Raw genomic sequence first — 14,845 nt, forward strand, 5'->3', positions numbered from 1 at the left:
CGCGGGCCCTCCGCGGACCGGTAGGCTGGTCACATGTCCGAACCGACCGGTGCCGCCCGCCGACGCGGGCCCTTCAAGGTCGGGGACCAGGTACAGCTGACCGACCCCAAGGGCCGCCACTACACGTTCACGCTCGAGGCCGGGAAGAACTTTCACACCCACAAGGGTTCCTTCCCCCACGACGAGCTGATCGGCGCTCCCGAGGGCAGCGTTGTCCGCACCACCGGAAACGTCGCCTACCTCGCGCTGCGCCCCCTGCTCCCCGACTACGTCCTGTCCATGCCCCGCGGCGCCGCCGTGGTCTACCCCAAGGACGCGGGGCAGATCCTGGCCTTCGCCGACATCTTCCCCGGCGCACGCGTCGTCGAGGCAGGCGTCGGCTCCGGCTCGCTGAGCAGCTTCCTGCTGCGCGCCATCGGCGACGAGGGCATGCTGCACTCCTACGAGCGCCGCGAGGACTTCGCCGAGATCGCCACGCAGAACGTGGAGCGCTACTTCGGTGGCCCCCACCCCGCGTGGCAGCTCACCGTCGGCGACCTCCAGGACAACCTGAGCGACGCCGACGTGGACCGCGTCATCCTCGACATGCTCGCCCCCTGGGAGTGCCTCGAGGTCGTCTCCAAGGCACTCGTCCCCGGCGGCATCCTCTGCTGCTACGTCGCCACCACGACCCAGCTCGCGCGGACCGTCGAGTCCATCCGCGAGATCGGCTGCTTCAACGAGCCGACGTCCTGGGAGTCGATGATCCGTAACTGGCACGTCGAGGGCCTGGCCGTCCGCCCGGACCACCGCATGATCGGCCACACCGGCTTCCTCCTCACCGCCCGCCGCCTCGCGGACGGCGTCGAGCCGCCCATGCGCCGCCGCCGCCCCGCCAAGGGCGCGTACGGCGAGGACTACTCGGGCCCGAACGCGGACGGCGGCAACGCCGGGCGCTGACCCGGACACCCGACACAACGCACAGGCGCCGCCGTCGAGTTCCCCGCATATCGGGGGAACTCGACGGCGGCGCCCGTTCGTTGAGGAGTGGCGCGCACGATACGGCAAGGACACGTGAGGAAGCTGAGAATCAGCGGACCCTGACGTTCCCCCACGGTGTGAGGTATGGCACGATGCTGGCCACCCCCACCGGCACAGCCCTCACAGGAGACACTCCTAGTGCAGCACCCCGCCGTCCCGGAACTGGCGCACACCACCACCCGCCCCATCCACTGGCTCGCGACCGCCGCGGCCGTATCGGCCGTCGTCGCGGCCTCCTCGTTCCTGCAGCCCGGCGCGGCCACCGCGGCCCAGCCGGGAACACCACCCGTCGGCACCAGAACCGCCGCCGCACCGCCCGACGCGGCCGCAGTCCACTTCCCGCTCGAGTGCGGCCCCGCCAAGATCCTCGTGGTGAAGAAAGCCACCGGGGACCTCGACGGTGACGGCAGGCCGGAAACCGTCGCCGTGGTCCGCTGCGACGCCGGCTCCGGCACCCCGCCGAACGGCGTCTACGTCCTCACCCAGCCCCACGAAGCCCACGCCAAGCCGCGCATCGTCGCCACCCTCGTCGACCCGAAGAACCGGCTCACCGCCGACGACGTGGCGGTGCGCGACCAGGCCGTCACCGCAACACTCCTCGGCTACTCCAACTCCGCCGTCCCCAGCTGCTGCCCCGACACCCAGGACAAGGCCAAGTGGCAGTGGAAGGGCGACGCGTTCGTGCGCTCCACTCCCGCGGAGGCACGCAGCGTCTGAAGCACGGCATACGAAAAGGGGCCCTGCCCGCCGGGAACGGCGGCACGGGCCCCTTTCGTTGGCCTTCTCCCACGTTGAGTGACGTGCGGGAACCCCGCGGTCACTCCGCGTCAGGGCCGTAGACCTCCACCCTGTCCGAAACGCGACGTACATGAATACAGTCGCCCGGGCACTCCTTCGCGGAGTCCACGACGTCGTTCAGCAGCGGCAGCGGCACCGGAGTGGTGGCCCCCTGCGCCTGCAGCAGCTCGTCCTCCGCGCCCTTCACATAGGCCAGTCCGTCGATGTCCAGCTCGAAGACCTCTGGCGCGTACTGCACGCAGATCCCGTCGCCGGTGCAGAGGTCCTGGTCGATCCACACCTCAAGGGCGACACCGCTGTCGATGCCGGATCCGGCCTCCTGCTGCACGCTCATATCTCCTGCCGTTTCCTGCCTCGAAGCACCCCGCGTACCAGCAAGTCGGGCCAGCTCCGACGGGTGTTGAACACTTCGACCCTACAACCGGCCGCTTTCCGATGTTGTTGGGTGGGTATTCCCCTGGCGTGAGGGAGAGCGCAAGGGTGAAGATCGGACACACCCCCTTCGTCTTTGTGATCTAGGGGTTTCAATCGACACCCACCCAGGTAGGGTCTGGAAGCGTCCAGCTCCCCTTGGAGGAGGTGAGGACCGTGGCAGCCCACGACGACGACATGAACCGCGGCATCCGCCCGGGAAGAGGGTCCGACGACCCCGCCGGTCAGATTGCCTATCTTGAGCAGGAGATCGCCGTCCTGCGACGCAAGCTCGCCGACTCTCCGCGCCATACGAGGATTCTCGAAGAGCGGATCGTCGAGCTGCAGACCAACCTGGCCGGCGTGTCCGCACAGAACGAGCGGCTCGCCAACACGCTCCGGGAGGCCCGCGACCAGATCGTGGCCCTCAAGGAGGAAGTCGACCGGCTCGCGCAGCCGCCGGCCGGCTTCGGAGTCTTCCTCGTGGCGAACGAGGACGGTACCGCCGACATCTTCACCGGCGGCCGCAAGCTCCGGGTGAACGTCAGCCCCAGCGTGGAGCTCGAAGAGCTCAGGCGCGGCCAGGAACTGATGCTCAACGAAGCGCTCAACGTGGTCGAGGCCATGGAGTACGAGAGCGTCGGCGACATCGTCACCCTCAAGGAGATCCTCGAGGACGGCGAGCGCGCCCTGGTGGTGGGGCACACCGATGAAGAACGGGTGGTCCGGCTCGCCGAACCGCTCCTCGACATCACCATCCGCCCCGGCGACGCCCTCCTGCTCGAACCCCGATCCGGCTATGTCTACGAAGTCGTACCCAAGAGCGAAGTCGAAGAGCTCGTCCTGGAAGAGGTCCCGGACATCGGCTACGAGCAGATCGGCGGTCTGGGCAACCAGATCGAGCTGATCCGCGACGCGGTCGAGCTCCCCTACCTCTACCCGGACCTGTTCAAGGAGCACGAGCTGCGGCCGCCCAAGGGCGTCCTGCTCTACGGGCCTCCCGGCTGCGGCAAGACCCTGATCGCCAAGGCAGTGGCCAACTCCCTTGCCAAGAAGGTCGCGGAAGTGACCGGACAGGCCACGGGCAAGAGCTTCTTCCTCAACATCAAGGGTCCGGAGCTGCTCAACAAGTACGTCGGCGAGACCGAGCGGCAGATCCGCCTCGTCTTCCAGCGTGCGCGTGAGAAGGCCAGTGAGGGGACGCCCGTCATCGTCTTCTTCGACGAGATGGAGTCCCTCTTCCGCACCCGCGGATCCGGCGTCAGCTCGGACGTGGAGAACACCATCGTCCCCCAGCTGCTCGCCGAGATCGACGGTGTGGAGGGCCTGGAGAACGTGGTCGTGATCGGTGCCTCCAACCGTGAGGACATGATCGACCCCGCGATCCTGCGGCCCGGACGACTCGACGTGAAGATCAAGATCGAGCGCCCGGACGCCGAAGCGGCCAAGGACATCTTCGCCAAGTACCTGACCGCCCGCCTCCCGCTGCACTCCGACGACCTCGGGGAGCACGGCGGCGACCGCGCCAGTACGGTCCACGGGATGATCCAGACCGCCGTGGAGCAGATGTACGCGGAAAGCGAGGAGAACCGCTTCCTCGAGGTCACGTACGCCAACGGTGACAAGGAAGTCCTGTACTTCAAGGACTTCAACTCGGGCGCCATGATCGAGAACATCGTCGGACGCGCCAAGAAGGCCGCCATCAAGGCCTTCCTCGAGCACAACCAGAAGGGCCTCAGGGTCTCCCACCTCCTCCAGGCTTGTGTGGACGAGTTCAAGGAGAACGAGGACCTGCCGAACACCACCAACCCGGACGACTGGGCTCGCATCTCCGGTAAGAAGGGCGAACGGATCGTTTACATCCGTACGCTCGTCACCGGAAAGCAGGGCGCGGACACCGGACGCTCCATCGACACGGTGGCGAACACCGGGCAGTACCTGTAAAAGGCAGGGCGGCTGCGGGTGCCTCTACCGGGTACCCGCAGCCGACTGTTTTCCAGGCAACAATTCCGGCCGACTTTCCGGTTTCCCGGCAGCGGCCGGCTCGCAGGCTCAGCAACAGCAATGACGGTAATGATCTCCCCACCAGCGCATAGGCGTTCTAGGCTCTTCGGTACCGCCGAGTCGCGCAGCGCGGGGACGGGCACCGCACGCGCACCGGAGAACCAGCGGTACTTGAGCGCCGCCCCCGAACGGGGGCGCCGCCGGGCAAGGAGGGCCGCATGACCGTACGGCGAGTAATGGGCATCGAGACGGAGTACGGGATCTCCGTCCCCGGCCACCCCAACGCCAATGCCATGCTCACCTCGTCCCAGATCGTCAACGCCTACGCGGCGGCGATGCACCGGGCGCGCCGCGCCCGCTGGGACTTCGAGGAGGAGAATCCGCTGCGGGACGCGCGAGGCTTCGACCTCGCCCGGGAGGTCGCCGACTCCAGCCAGCTCACCGACGAGGACATCGGCCTGGCCAACGTGATCCTCACCAACGGTGCCCGCCTGTACGTCGACCACGCACACCCCGAATACAGCGCCCCCGAGGTCACCAACCCGCGGGACGCCGTCCTGTGGGACAAGGCCGGCGAGCGCATCATGGCCGAGGCCGCCGAGCGCGCCGCCCAGCTCCCCGGGGCCCAGCCGATCCACCTCTACAAGAACAACACCGACAACAAGGGTGCCTCCTACGGCACGCACGAGAACTACCTGATGAAGCGGGAAACCCCCTTCTCGGACATCGTGCGTCACCTGACGCCCTTCTTCGTCTCCCGCCAGGTCGTCACCGGCGCCGGCCGCGTCGGCATCGGCCAGGACGGCCATGAGCACGGCTTCCAGCTCAGCCAGCGCGCGGACTACTTCGAGGTCGAGGTCGGCCTTGAGACGACGCTCAAGCGCCCCATCATCAACACCAGGGACGAGCCACACGCGGACGCGGAGAAGTACCGCCGCCTGCACGTGATCATCGGCGACGCGAACCTCTCCGAGATCTCTACCTATCTCAAGCTGGGCACGACGGCCTTGGTCCTCTCCATGATCGAGGACGGCTTCATCGCTGTCGACCTGGCCGTCGACCAGCCCGTGCGCACCCTCCACCAGGTCTCCCACGATCCCGGCCTGCAGCACCTGGTCACACTCCGCAGCGGCCGCACGCTCACCGCGGTGCAGCTCCAGATGGAGTACTTCGAGCTCGCCAGGAAGTACGTCGAGGAGCGCTACGGGGCGGACGCCGACGAGCAGACCAAGGACGTCCTGACCCGCTGGGAGGACGTGCTCGGCCGCCTGGAGAGCGATCCGATGAGCCTGGCCGGAGAGCTCGACTGGGTCGCGAAGCGGCAGCTCATGGAGGGCTACCGCCGTCGCGACAACCTCGACTGGGACGCCGCGCGGCTCCACCTCGTCGACCTCCAGTACGCCGATGTAAGGGCCGAGAAGGGCCTGTACAACCGTCTCGTGGCCCGCGGCAGGATGAAGCGGCTCCTGGACGAGTCGGAGGTCGAGAGGGCCCGTACGAAGCCGCCGGAGGACACCAGGGCGTACTTCCGCGGGCGCTGCCTGGAGCAGTACGCGGACGACGTCGCCGCGGCCTCCTGGGACTCGGTGATCTTCGATCTGCCCGGCCGTGACTCTCTGCAGCGGGTCCCAACCCTCGAACCCCTTCGCGGAACGCGTAATCACGTGAAGGAGCTGCTCGACCGGTGCCGCACGGCCGAAGATCTGGTCCGGGTGCTGTCCGGAGGCTGAAAAGCCTGCGGCAGGGGAATCACAGAGGTGGGCCTCGCACGTTGGACGAAGTGCGGGGCCGATGTCGGACCCGGCTTGTAGGGTCTGATCAAGAACGTCGAACCGAGCGGGGTGAGGTAGATGGCGACCAAGGACACCGGCGGCGGACAGCAGAAGGCCACGCGTTCCACCGAGGAGGTCGAGGAGCAGGCGCAGGACGCGCAGGCTTCCGAGGACCTCAAGGAACGCCAGGAGAAGCTGAGCGACGACGTGGACTCCGTGCTGGACGAGATCGACGACGTCCTCGAGGAGAACGCCGAGGACTTCGTGCGGAGCTTCGTTCAAAAGGGCGGCGAGTAGCTCGTTCCACCTTTGAACTGAAGGTGGTGTGGCCGGGGTGCCGGGGGCGGGCGGGTCGTCGACCGAAGCCGTCCCAAGCACCCCGCCACGGATGTGGATCACCGCCGTTCCGCGGGTAGGGTCCCTGACGTACTGTGCTTCAACTGCAATTCGGCCATCGGCAAGTTGGGACATTCGTCCCGATGTCATCCGTCGCGCCGCCGCCTACGTGGAAGGAATCGCGTGGAAGCCAACACTCGTAGCACCGGGCGTCTACCAGCAGCCTTCCTGACGCCTGGATCCTCGTCCTTCGTGGACTTCCTGTCCGTGCATCAGCCGGAAATCCTGCCCGGGAACCGTGCGTTGCCGGTGAAGGGCGCGATCGAGGCGCCGCACGGCACGACGATCGTGTCCGTCACGTTCCCCGGCGGTGTCATCCTCGCCGGTGACCGCCGGGCCACGATGGGCAACATGATCGCTCAGCGCGACATCGAGAAGGTCTTTCCGGCGGACGAGTACTCGGCGGTGGGTATCGCCGGTACGGCCGGTCTGGCCGTGGAGATGGTGAAGCTCTTCCAGCTGGAGCTGGAGCACTTCGAGAAGGTGGAAGGCGCCCAGCTGTCGCTGGAGGGCAAGGCGAACCGGCTCTCGACCATGATCCGGTCGAACCTCGGCATGGCCATGCAGGGTCTGGCCGTGGTGCCGCTGTTCGCGGGGTACGACGTGGACCGCGGCAAGGGCCGCATCTTCTCGTACGACGTCACGGGCGGGCGGAGCGAGGAGCGCGGGTACGCGGCGACCGGCTCCGGGTCGATCTTCGCGCGTGGGGCGATGAAGAAGCTCTTCCGCGACGATCTGACGGAGGCGGAGGCCACGACGCTCGTCGTGCAGGCCCTGTACGACGCGGCCGACGACGACTCGGCGACCGGTGGTCCCGACGTGGCGCGCCGGATCTACCCGATCGTCACCGTGATCACGGACGACGGGTTCCGCAGGCTCACCGACGAGGAGGGTGCGCAGATCGCCCGTTCCATCCTCGAGCGCCGGCTGGAGCAGCCCGACGGCCCGCGGGCCGCGCTTCTCTGACCGGTACGCATCCGTCATGCCCGAAGCGCCATTCGCCCGAGACTTGAGTCACTGAGTCACTGACAGAAAGGGACGGACAGCCGGTGTCGACGCCGTTCTATGTCTCACCCCAGCAGGCCATGGCCGACCGGGCGGAGTACGCCCGCAAGGGCATCGCCCGCGGTCGCAGCCTGGTTGTGCTGCAGTATGCCGATGGCATCGTGTTCGTCGGCGAGAACCCGTCCCGTGCGCTGCACAAGTTCAGCGAGATCTACGACCGGATCGGCTTCGCCGCCGCCGGCAAGTACAACGAGTACGAGAACCTGCGGATCGGCGGTGTGCGCTACGCCGACCTGCGCGGTTACACCTACGACCGCGACGATGTGACGGCGCGTGGCCTGGCGAACGTGTACGCGCAGACGCTGGGCACGATCTTCTCGAGCAGCGCCGAGAAGCCGTACGAGGTCGAGTTGGTGGTCGCCGAGGTCGGGTCCGAGCCCGAGGGTGACCAGATCTACCGCCTTCCGCATGACGGATCGATCGTCGACGAGCACGGCTCGGTCGCGGTCGGGGGAAACGCGGAGCAGATCAGCACCTATCTGGATCAGCGCCACCGGGACGGGATGACTCTCGCTCAGGCGCTGAAGCTGGCGGTGCAGGCGCTGTCGCGGGACACCAACGGCAGTGAGCGGGAGATCCCCGCGGAGCGGCTCGAGGTGGCGGTCCTCGACCGCACGCGCCCGCAGCAGCGGAAGTTCAAGCGCATCGTGGGGCCGCAGCTGTCGCGGCTGCTCGAGGCCGGTGCGGCGACGTCCGCCGAGCCGGTGGAGAGCAGTGACGAGGAGTCCGACGACGAGGAGTGAGCAGGGTTTCCTGCCGAGGTGTCCGGCGCCCCGACCGTGCAAGCGGTCGGGGCGCCGTTCGTCGTGTCAGCCCGCGGGCGCGGCCGTGGAGCCGCGGACGACCAACTCCACGGGGAGCGCGGTGGTTTCCGGGGTGCGGCCGTCCAGGACGGCGAGGAGCGCGGCCATGCCCCGCTCGCCGAAGAGCTCCGCGGGCAGCCGGACAGTGGTGAGTTCGGGCTCGACGGCGGTGGCGAGCGAGAGGTCGTCGAAGCCGGTGACGGAGAGGTCGTCGGGGACGCGCAGGCCCAGTCGGCGGGCGGCCTTGTAGGCGCCGGTGGCGAGTTTGTCGTCGTCGCAGACGATGGCGGTGGGGCGGGGTCCTGGGGCGGTGAGCGCGGCCTGCGCGGCGGTGCGGGCCGCCTCGACCGTCAGGGGTGAGCGCACGGTGCTCACGTGGGTTTCGGGGACGCGGGCCGTGCGGTCGGCGAGCTCGTGGGCGCGTACGTCGAAGGTCCAGGAGGGCACGGCCGAGGCGAGGTGGAGGAACCTGCGGTGGCCCAGGGCGAGCAGATGCTCCGTCACCTGGCGCATCCCGTCGGCGATGTCGAGGTTGACGGTGGCCGCGCCGCCGGTGCCCGCCGTGTCGTCGGGGTCGCTGTCGAGCATGACGAGGGGGAGTCCGCCGCCGCGGATGGCGGTGACGGCGTCGGAGGCCATGGAGGAGGCGAGGACGCCGTCGAGGGCCGCGCGTGCGGAGTCGAAGGGGTCGCGCGCGGGGCCGATGCCTTCGGGGGAGGGGTAGAGCACGACGCCGAAGCCGTGCTCCGCGGCGACGCGGGCGGCCCCGGTGTAGACGCCGGCGAAGAATTCGTTGGTGAGGGCGGGGACCACGAGGAGGGCCGTGCGGGTGCGGCCGAGGCGCAGGTTGCGGGCGGCGAGGTTGGGGCGGTAGCCGAGGTCGCGGGCGGCGGCGCGGACGCGTTCGGCGGTGGCTTCGGCGACGCGGCCGCGCCATTTGTCGCCGAGTACGAGGGAGACGGCGGCCTGGGAGACTCCGGCGGCGCGGGCGACGTCGCGGCTGGTGGGACGCGCGGGGGCCGTCTCGTCTGACCCGGTCGTCACTCATGCCTCCGTGGGGTGTGCGGCGGGGCCTTCGGGTGGACCCGTGGCCTGCGGACATGGTACGTATGACCCTCGAAGTTATACGTAAAACCTAAGCGCCTCGGGGCGGCGAGAGGGCGGGCGATGGCCGCGGGATATGCAGAGATCCTCAAGGCGCGGCACGCGGCGCGGCTGCTGGCGGGCACCCTGGTGGGGCGGCTGCCGAACGCTACGGCCGCCATCGCGATCGTGCTGTTCGTGCGCGCCGAGGGCGGCACGTACAGCCTGGCCGGGGCGCTCGCCGCGGTGTACGGCGTCTCCAACGCGGTGGGGCAGCCGCTGCTCGGCCGGCTCGTGGACCTGCGGGGACAGCCGCGAGTGCAGCTCCCGGCAGCGCTGGCGTCGGCCGTGGCCATGACCGTCTTCGCCTTCGCCGGGACCGGGTCACCGGCGCTCGCGTACATCGCCGTGGGCGCGGCCGGCCTGTTCACGCCGCCCTTGGAAGGCGGGCTGCGCGCGCTGTGGCCGAACGTGCTGCCGCGCGAGGACCAGGTGCACACCGCGTACGCCATGGACGCGGTGGCGCAGGAAGTCATGTTCACCGTCGGTCCGTTGCTCGTCACCGTGTGCGTTTCGCTGTGGTCGGCGCAGGCCGCGCTCGTCGTCGTGAACGTCGTCGGCGTGCTCGGCGCGCTGTCGGTGGTGGTGTCGCAGCCGTCGCGCGCGTGGCGCTCGGCGCCGCGTGAGGCGCACTGGCTGGGCGCCCTGCGCTCGCCCGGACTCCTCGCACTCCTCGGGGCGTTCCTGTTCATCGGGACGGCGCTGGGCTCGATCACGGTGGCGGGCGTCTCGTACGCGGACGGACACGGCGGCGACGTGACGTACGGCTGGCTGATGGCGGCGCTCGGGCTCGGCGCGCTGGCGGGCGGCTCGGTCTACGGGGTGCGGCAGTGGGCCGGTGTGCCCGAGCGGCGGCTGCGGTGGCTGGTGGCCCTGCTGGCCCTCTTCTACGTGCCGTTGGTACTGATGCCGGGGGTCGTGGCCATGACGGCCCTGACGGCGCTCGCGGGGGTGTTCCTCGCCCCGTCGATCGCGTGCGCGTTCATCATCGTCGACCGGCACGCGCCGCGCGGCACGGTGACGGAGGCGTTCTCGTGGCTCGTGACGACGTTCACGGTGGGTACGTCGATCGGAACCGCCGCGGCCGGACCGGTCGTCGAGTGGGGCGGCACGGTGTGGGGCTTCGCCGTTCCCGGAGCCGCGGGCGTGGCCGCGCTGCTCGTGCTCCTCGCCACCGGACGTGTCCTCGCAGCTCCCCGTAACGCCGGGCGTGTCGCGGGCTCATCGGAAAATGATCGAAACGGTGCTGTCGAACCCGGTTTCAGCACAGGGCATCAGGCGTAATGTTCACTCATGGACCGCCGCATTTTCGGGCTGGAGAACGAGTACGGCGTCACATGTACGTTTAGGGGACAGCGCCGCCTGTCTCCTGACGAGGTGGCGCGGTACCTCTTCCGCCGTGTCGTGTCATGGGGCCGCAGCAGCAATGTCTTTCTGCGGAACGGCGCCCGCCTCTATCTCGATGTCGGGTCACATCCGGAATATGCAACTCCCGAATGTGACAACGTGACCGAGTTGGTCACGCACGACAAAGCGGGCGAGCGCATTCTGGAAGGCCTGCTCGTCGACGCCGAACGCCGCCTGCACGAGGAGGGAATCGCGGGCGACGTCTATCTCTTCAAGAACAACACCGACTCGGCGGGAAACTCCTACGGCTGCCACGAGAACTATCTGGTGGCCCGTCACGGGGAGTTCTCGCGACTCGCGGACATCCTCATTCCGTTCCTGGTCACACGGCAACTGCTGTGTGGCGCGGGCAAGGTGCTGCAGACTCCGCGCGGCGCCGTGTACTGCGTGAGCCAGCGTGCCGAGCACATCTGGGAGGGCGTGTCCTCCGCGACCACGCGTTCCCGCCCCATCATCAACACCCGCGACGAACCGCACGCGGACGCCGAGCGCTACCGGCGCCTGCACGTCATCGTCGGCGACTCGAACATGTCCGAGACCACGATGCTCCTCAAGGTGGGCGCCACCGACCTCGTGCTCCGCATGATCGAGGCCGGCACGGTCATGCGTGACCTCACACTGGAGAACCCGATCCGGGCCATCCGCGAGGTCAGTCACGACATCACCGGCCGGCGCAAGGTGCGCCTGGCCAGCGGCCGCGAGGCATCCGCCCTCGAGGTGCAGCGCGAGTACTACGAGAAGGCCGTGGACTTCTGCGAGCGCCGCGGGATCCGCACCGGCACCGTCGAGCAGGTCCTTGAACTGTGGGGCCGCGTTCTCGACTCGATCGAGGCCGAGGACCTCGACCGGATCGGCACCGAGATCGACTGGGTGATGAAGTACAAGCTCATCGAGCGGTACCGGGCCAAGCACAACATGACCATGTCGCATCCGCGGGTCGCGCAGATAGACCTCGCGTATCACGACATCCACCGCCGCAGGGGCCTCTACTACCTCCTGGAGAGGAAGGGACAGGCGGCCCGCATCTGCAACGACCTCAAGATCTTCGAGGGCAAGTCGGTGCCGCCGCAGACCACGCGCGCGCGGCTGCGGGGCGACTTCATCCGCAGGGCCCAGGAACAGCGCCGTGACTTCACGGTCGACTGGGTGCACCTGAAGCTGAACGACCAGGCGCAGCGGACGGTGCTGTGCAAGGACCCCTTCCGGTCGGTGGACGACCGGGTGGAGAAGCTGATCGCCGGAATGTAGGACGACCGGCTCACCGTCGGCCCGGGGCCCCGTACGTGATCTGCGTACGGGGCCCTTTGGTGCGTGTGCGGTACCCCGGGTATGTGACGTGAGGGCCTACAGTGGCTGGACCGTACTCACGTAACCCGCAACCTGAGGATCACTGTGCGACGCCGACTTGCTGCTCTGCTCATCGTCCCGGCTCTGGCGCTGACCGCGACGGCGTGCGGGGGTGATGACAACAAGAAGAGCGACACGGACAAGGCGGATTCGGCGTCCTCCTCGCCCCAGGCCGAGGCGGCCGCGCCCAAGCCCGTCGACTCGGCTTCGCCCATGCCGGAGATCAGCGGCGCCGTCGGCAAGCAGGCGAAGATCACCGTGCCGAAGGCCGAGCCGAGCGGCAAGTTCGTCGTGCACACGCTGTCGCAGGGTGACGGCGCCGTGGTCAAGAAGGACGACCTGGTGTCGATGAACTTCACCGGCAAGGTCTGGAAGAGCGGCAAGGACCTCGGCAGCTCCTACCAGCAGGGCGGCAGCCCGCAGATGATCACCGCGGGCTCGAAGTCCGTCATCCCGGCGTTCGCGGACGCCCTGGTCGGCCAGAAGGAAGGCAGCCGCGTCCTCGTCGTGGCGCCGCCCGCCGCCGGCTTCGGCAGCCAGGGCAACCAGCAGGCGGGCGTCACCGGCACCGACACGCTGGTCTTCGCGATCGATGTCGGCAAGGTCACCCCGAAGATGGCGACGGGCACGCAGGCGTCCATCCCGTCGAACCTGCCGCAGATCAAGGCCGACAAGCCGGAGCCCGCGACGATCTCCGTGCCGAAGAACGACCCGCCGAAGAAGCTGGTCGACCAGGTCCTGATCCAGGGCAAGGGCGCCGAGGTCAAGAGCGGCAAGACGGTCACCATGCAGTACAGCGGCGCCGCCTGGAAGATCAACGAGGGTAAGCCGAAGGCCACGCTCTTCGACTCCTCGTGGAACGCCGGCCAGCCCTTCACCACGGTCATCGGCCAGGGCCAGGTCATCCCGGGCTGGGACAAGGGTCTCGTCGGCAAGCACGTGGGTGACCGCGTCCTGCTGGTGATCCCGGCCGACCAGGCGTACGGGAAGCAGGCCAAGGGCGACACGCTCCCGGCCAACTCGACGCTCGTGTTCGTCGTCGACATCCTGGCCACGTCCTGACCCTGCGGGATGCAAGACTGTCCGGGTTGCCCAACCGTTTAGCAGCAGGAGCAAGAGACGTGAGCATCGAGAAGCCCGAGATCGACTTCCCCGAGGGCCAGCCGCCGGCTGACCTGGAGATCAAGGAGATCTGGGAGGGCGACGGCGCCGTCGCCAAGCCCGGCGACTACGTCAAGGTCCACTACGTGGGCGTGGCCTTCTCCACCGGCGAGGAGTTCGACGCCTCCTGGAACCGCGGCAACCCGCTGGAGTTCCAGCTCGGCGCCGGCCAGGTCATCACCGGCTGGGACAAGGGCATCCAGGGCATGAAGGTCGGCGGCCGCCGCCGGCTGACCATCCCCGCCCACCTCGCCTACGGCGAGCGTGGCGCCGGCGGCGGCGTGATCGCCCCCGGCGAGACGCTGATCTTCGTCTGCGACCTGATCGGCGTCTGATCGTCAGCGACGCGGTCGCTGTCTGATCAGACTGTGACCGCAAGTGGTCAACCCTGGGCCCATGCCTCCTGGCATGGGCCCAGCCCGTCTCCCTCCACCGAATCCCTTTTGGGATGCACCCCTTGTCCTCGGCTTTTGCCACGACACCCCGGAGCGGTACGGTCGACGTTCGGATGGGGGAGAGCCAGGGGGCTCTCGAAGAGAGGACGTAGGGCGTCGATGGCCATTGCGAAGGCCGAGCGGCTGATGAATCTGGCGCTGTGTCTGCTCGGGACGGGACGCCCGCTCAGCAAGCGTGAGCTGCGCGGTTCCATCGAGGCCTACCTGGAAGCCAACTCCGACGACAGCTTCAACCGGATGTTCGAGCGCGACAAGGACGACCTGCGGGAGCTCGGCCTGGTCATCGCGACCGTGGAGAGCCTCGACGGGGAGATCGGCTATCTCGCCCGCCGCGACAGCAACCAGCTGCCGCCCGTCACCCTCGATGCCGAGGAGGCCGCCGCGCTGGGCCTCGCCGCGAAGGTCTGGCAGCAGGCCCGCCTCGCCGGCGCCGCCAGCGGAGCCCTGCAGAAGCTGCGGGCCGCCGGACTCCCCGAGGACGTCGACCCGTACGAGGCGCACTCGGCCCTCGAACCCCGGATCCCCGCGCATGAGGCGTCCTTCGAACCCCTGATGCTGGCCTGCCGCGACCGGCGACCGGTCGTCTTCGACTACCGCAAGGCCACCGCCGCGCGGCCCGAGCAGCGGCATGTCGAGCCGTGGGCGCTGGAGTGCTGGCGCGGCCACTGGTACCTCGCCGGCTGGGACCGCGACCGCGGCGCCGAGCGCGTCTTCCGGCTTTCCCGCATCACCGGCAAGGTCCGCTCCCGGGCCGGCCGCTTCACCGCCGACGTGCCCGACGTCGTGACCGTCCGCGAGACCGTCGCGAGCTGGGCCGGCGAGACCGCCGACCGCACGGCCCTCATCAGGCTGCGCACCGGCTCCGGCTATCCACTGCGCGCCAAGGCCTCCGCCGTACGCGACCTCGGCGACGGCTGGGACGAGCTGGAGATTCCTTACGGGCACGGGCTCGACGCCTGGCTGGTCGAGTTCGGGCCCGACGTGGTCGTACTCGAACCCGCCGATCTGCGGGCCGAGGTCGTCGACCGGCTGCGCGCCGTGGCCAAGGGCTGAGGGGAACGAG

Annotated in this window: 14 protein-coding genes and 1 pseudogene; 13 read left to right on the forward strand and 2 right to left on the reverse strand. The window is 68.8% G+C overall.

The features are described 5' to 3' along the window. Nucleotides 1-33: 33 nt before the first annotated feature. The gene (locus OG456_RS29620; protein ID WP_116503110.1) at nucleotides 34-939 is read left to right on the forward strand and encodes a tRNA (adenine-N1)-methyltransferase; all 906 of its coding nucleotides are present in this window, start codon (nucleotides 34-36) and stop codon (nucleotides 937-939) included. Between the two features lie 219 nt (nucleotides 940-1,158). Next, the gene (locus OG456_RS29625) at nucleotides 1,159-1,737 is read left to right on the forward strand and encodes a hypothetical protein (RefSeq protein ID WP_266566266.1); all 579 of its coding nucleotides are present in this window, start codon (nucleotides 1,159-1,161) and stop codon (nucleotides 1,735-1,737) included. A gap of 100 nt (nucleotides 1,738-1,837) precedes the next feature. On the opposite strand, the gene OG456_RS29630 is transcribed toward OG456_RS29625, so the two are convergent. Beyond that, nucleotides 1,838-2,152, reverse strand: a complete 315-nt coding sequence (locus OG456_RS29630; protein ID WP_227293762.1) for a ferredoxin — start codon at nucleotides 2,150-2,152, stop codon at nucleotides 1,838-1,840. 254 nt (nucleotides 2,153-2,406) lie between these two features. On the opposite strand from OG456_RS29630, the gene arc reads away from it, so the two are divergent. The 6 genes and pseudogenes from arc (at nucleotide 2,407) to prcA (ending at nucleotide 8,209) form a co-directional block, all read left to right on the forward strand. Continuing rightward, nucleotides 2,407-4,173: a proteasome ATPase gene (gene arc, locus OG456_RS29635; protein ID WP_266566270.1), complete on the forward strand. Its 1,767-nt coding sequence runs from the start codon at nucleotides 2,407-2,409 to the stop codon at nucleotides 4,171-4,173. Nucleotides 4,174-4,451: 278 nt separating this feature from the next. Next, complete coding sequence (gene dop / locus OG456_RS29640) at nucleotides 4,452-5,963, forward strand: depupylase/deamidase Dop (protein ID WP_341483354.1); 1,512 nt, start codon at nucleotides 4,452-4,454, stop codon at nucleotides 5,961-5,963. Nucleotides 5,964-6,083: 120 nt separating this feature from the next. After that, complete coding sequence (locus OG456_RS29645; protein WP_011027899.1) at nucleotides 6,084-6,302, forward strand: ubiquitin-like protein Pup; 219 nt, start codon at nucleotides 6,084-6,086, stop codon at nucleotides 6,300-6,302. A 114-nt stretch (nucleotides 6,303-6,416) separates the two neighbouring features. Next, nucleotides 6,417-6,573, forward strand: a pseudogene (locus OG456_RS29650) (endonuclease domain-containing protein); the annotation flags it as partial. Further along, the gene (gene prcB / locus OG456_RS29655) at nucleotides 6,525-7,367 is read left to right on the forward strand and encodes a proteasome subunit beta (RefSeq protein ID WP_266566275.1); all 843 of its coding nucleotides are present in this window, start codon (nucleotides 6,525-6,527) and stop codon (nucleotides 7,365-7,367) included. The pseudogene OG456_RS29650 and the gene prcB, both read left to right, overlap by 49 nt. A gap of 83 nt (nucleotides 7,368-7,450) precedes the next feature. Beyond that, the gene (gene prcA / locus OG456_RS29660; RefSeq protein ID WP_266566277.1) at nucleotides 7,451-8,209 is read left to right on the forward strand and encodes a proteasome subunit alpha; all 759 of its coding nucleotides are present in this window, start codon (nucleotides 7,451-7,453) and stop codon (nucleotides 8,207-8,209) included. A gap of 66 nt (nucleotides 8,210-8,275) precedes the next feature. Here prcA and OG456_RS29665 read toward each other — a convergent pair whose 3' ends face one another. After that, the gene (locus tag OG456_RS29665) at nucleotides 8,276-9,313 is read right to left on the reverse strand and encodes a LacI family DNA-binding transcriptional regulator (protein WP_266566279.1); all 1,038 of its coding nucleotides are present in this window, start codon (nucleotides 9,311-9,313) and stop codon (nucleotides 8,276-8,278) included. Between the two features lie 123 nt (nucleotides 9,314-9,436). Here OG456_RS29665 and OG456_RS29670 point away from each other — a divergent pair, with 123 nt between their 5' ends. From OG456_RS29670 to OG456_RS29690, 5 genes are all read left to right on the forward strand, one after another. Then, nucleotides 9,437-10,696 carry an MFS transporter gene (locus OG456_RS29670; protein ID WP_266566281.1) on the forward strand — a complete coding sequence of 420 codons (1,260 nt, stop codon included), beginning with the start codon at nucleotides 9,437-9,439 and terminating at the stop codon, nucleotides 10,694-10,696. A 9-nt stretch (nucleotides 10,697-10,705) separates the two neighbouring features. Continuing rightward, nucleotides 10,706-12,067, forward strand: a complete 1,362-nt coding sequence (gene pafA / locus OG456_RS29675) for a Pup--protein ligase (protein WP_030606492.1) — start codon at nucleotides 10,706-10,708, stop codon at nucleotides 12,065-12,067. Nucleotides 12,068-12,211: 144 nt separating this feature from the next. After that, nucleotides 12,212-13,228: an FKBP-type peptidyl-prolyl cis-trans isomerase gene (locus OG456_RS29680; protein ID WP_266566283.1), complete on the forward strand. Its 1,017-nt coding sequence runs from the start codon at nucleotides 12,212-12,214 to the stop codon at nucleotides 13,226-13,228. Between the two features lie 59 nt (nucleotides 13,229-13,287). Continuing rightward, nucleotides 13,288-13,662 carry an FKBP-type peptidyl-prolyl cis-trans isomerase gene (locus tag OG456_RS29685; protein WP_116503132.1) on the forward strand — a complete coding sequence of 125 codons (375 nt, stop codon included), beginning with the start codon at nucleotides 13,288-13,290 and terminating at the stop codon, nucleotides 13,660-13,662. A 219-nt stretch (nucleotides 13,663-13,881) separates the two neighbouring features. Beyond that, nucleotides 13,882-14,835: a YafY family protein gene (locus OG456_RS29690; protein WP_266566287.1), complete on the forward strand. Its 954-nt coding sequence runs from the start codon at nucleotides 13,882-13,884 to the stop codon at nucleotides 14,833-14,835. The last annotated feature ends 10 nt before the right edge of the window (nucleotides 14,836-14,845 follow it).

The sequence above is a fragment of the Streptomyces sp. NBC_01446 genome (assembly GCF_026340095.1).
Taxonomy (GTDB): Bacteria; Actinomycetota; Actinomycetes; order Streptomycetales; family Streptomycetaceae; genus Streptomyces; species Streptomyces aureus.

Coding starts and splice junctions, on each gene's coding strand:
- OG456_RS29620 (WP_116503110.1), top strand. CDS start 34: ATGTCCGAACCGACCGGTGCCGCCCGCCGACGCGGGCCCTTCAAGGTC.
- OG456_RS29630 (WP_227293762.1), bottom strand. CDS start 2,152: ATGAGCGTGCAGCAGGAGGCCGGATCCGGCATCGACAGCGGTGTCGCC.
- dop (WP_341483354.1), top strand. CDS start 4,452: ATGACCGTACGGCGAGTAATGGGCATCGAGACGGAGTACGGGATCTCC.
- OG456_RS29645 (WP_011027899.1), top strand. CDS start 6,084: ATGGCGACCAAGGACACCGGCGGCGGACAGCAGAAGGCCACGCGTTCC.
- OG456_RS29670 (WP_266566281.1), top strand. CDS start 9,437: ATGGCCGCGGGATATGCAGAGATCCTCAAGGCGCGGCACGCGGCGCGG.
- pafA (WP_030606492.1), top strand. CDS start 10,706: ATGGACCGCCGCATTTTCGGGCTGGAGAACGAGTACGGCGTCACATGT.
- OG456_RS29690 (WP_266566287.1), top strand. CDS start 13,882: ATGGCCATTGCGAAGGCCGAGCGGCTGATGAATCTGGCGCTGTGTCTG.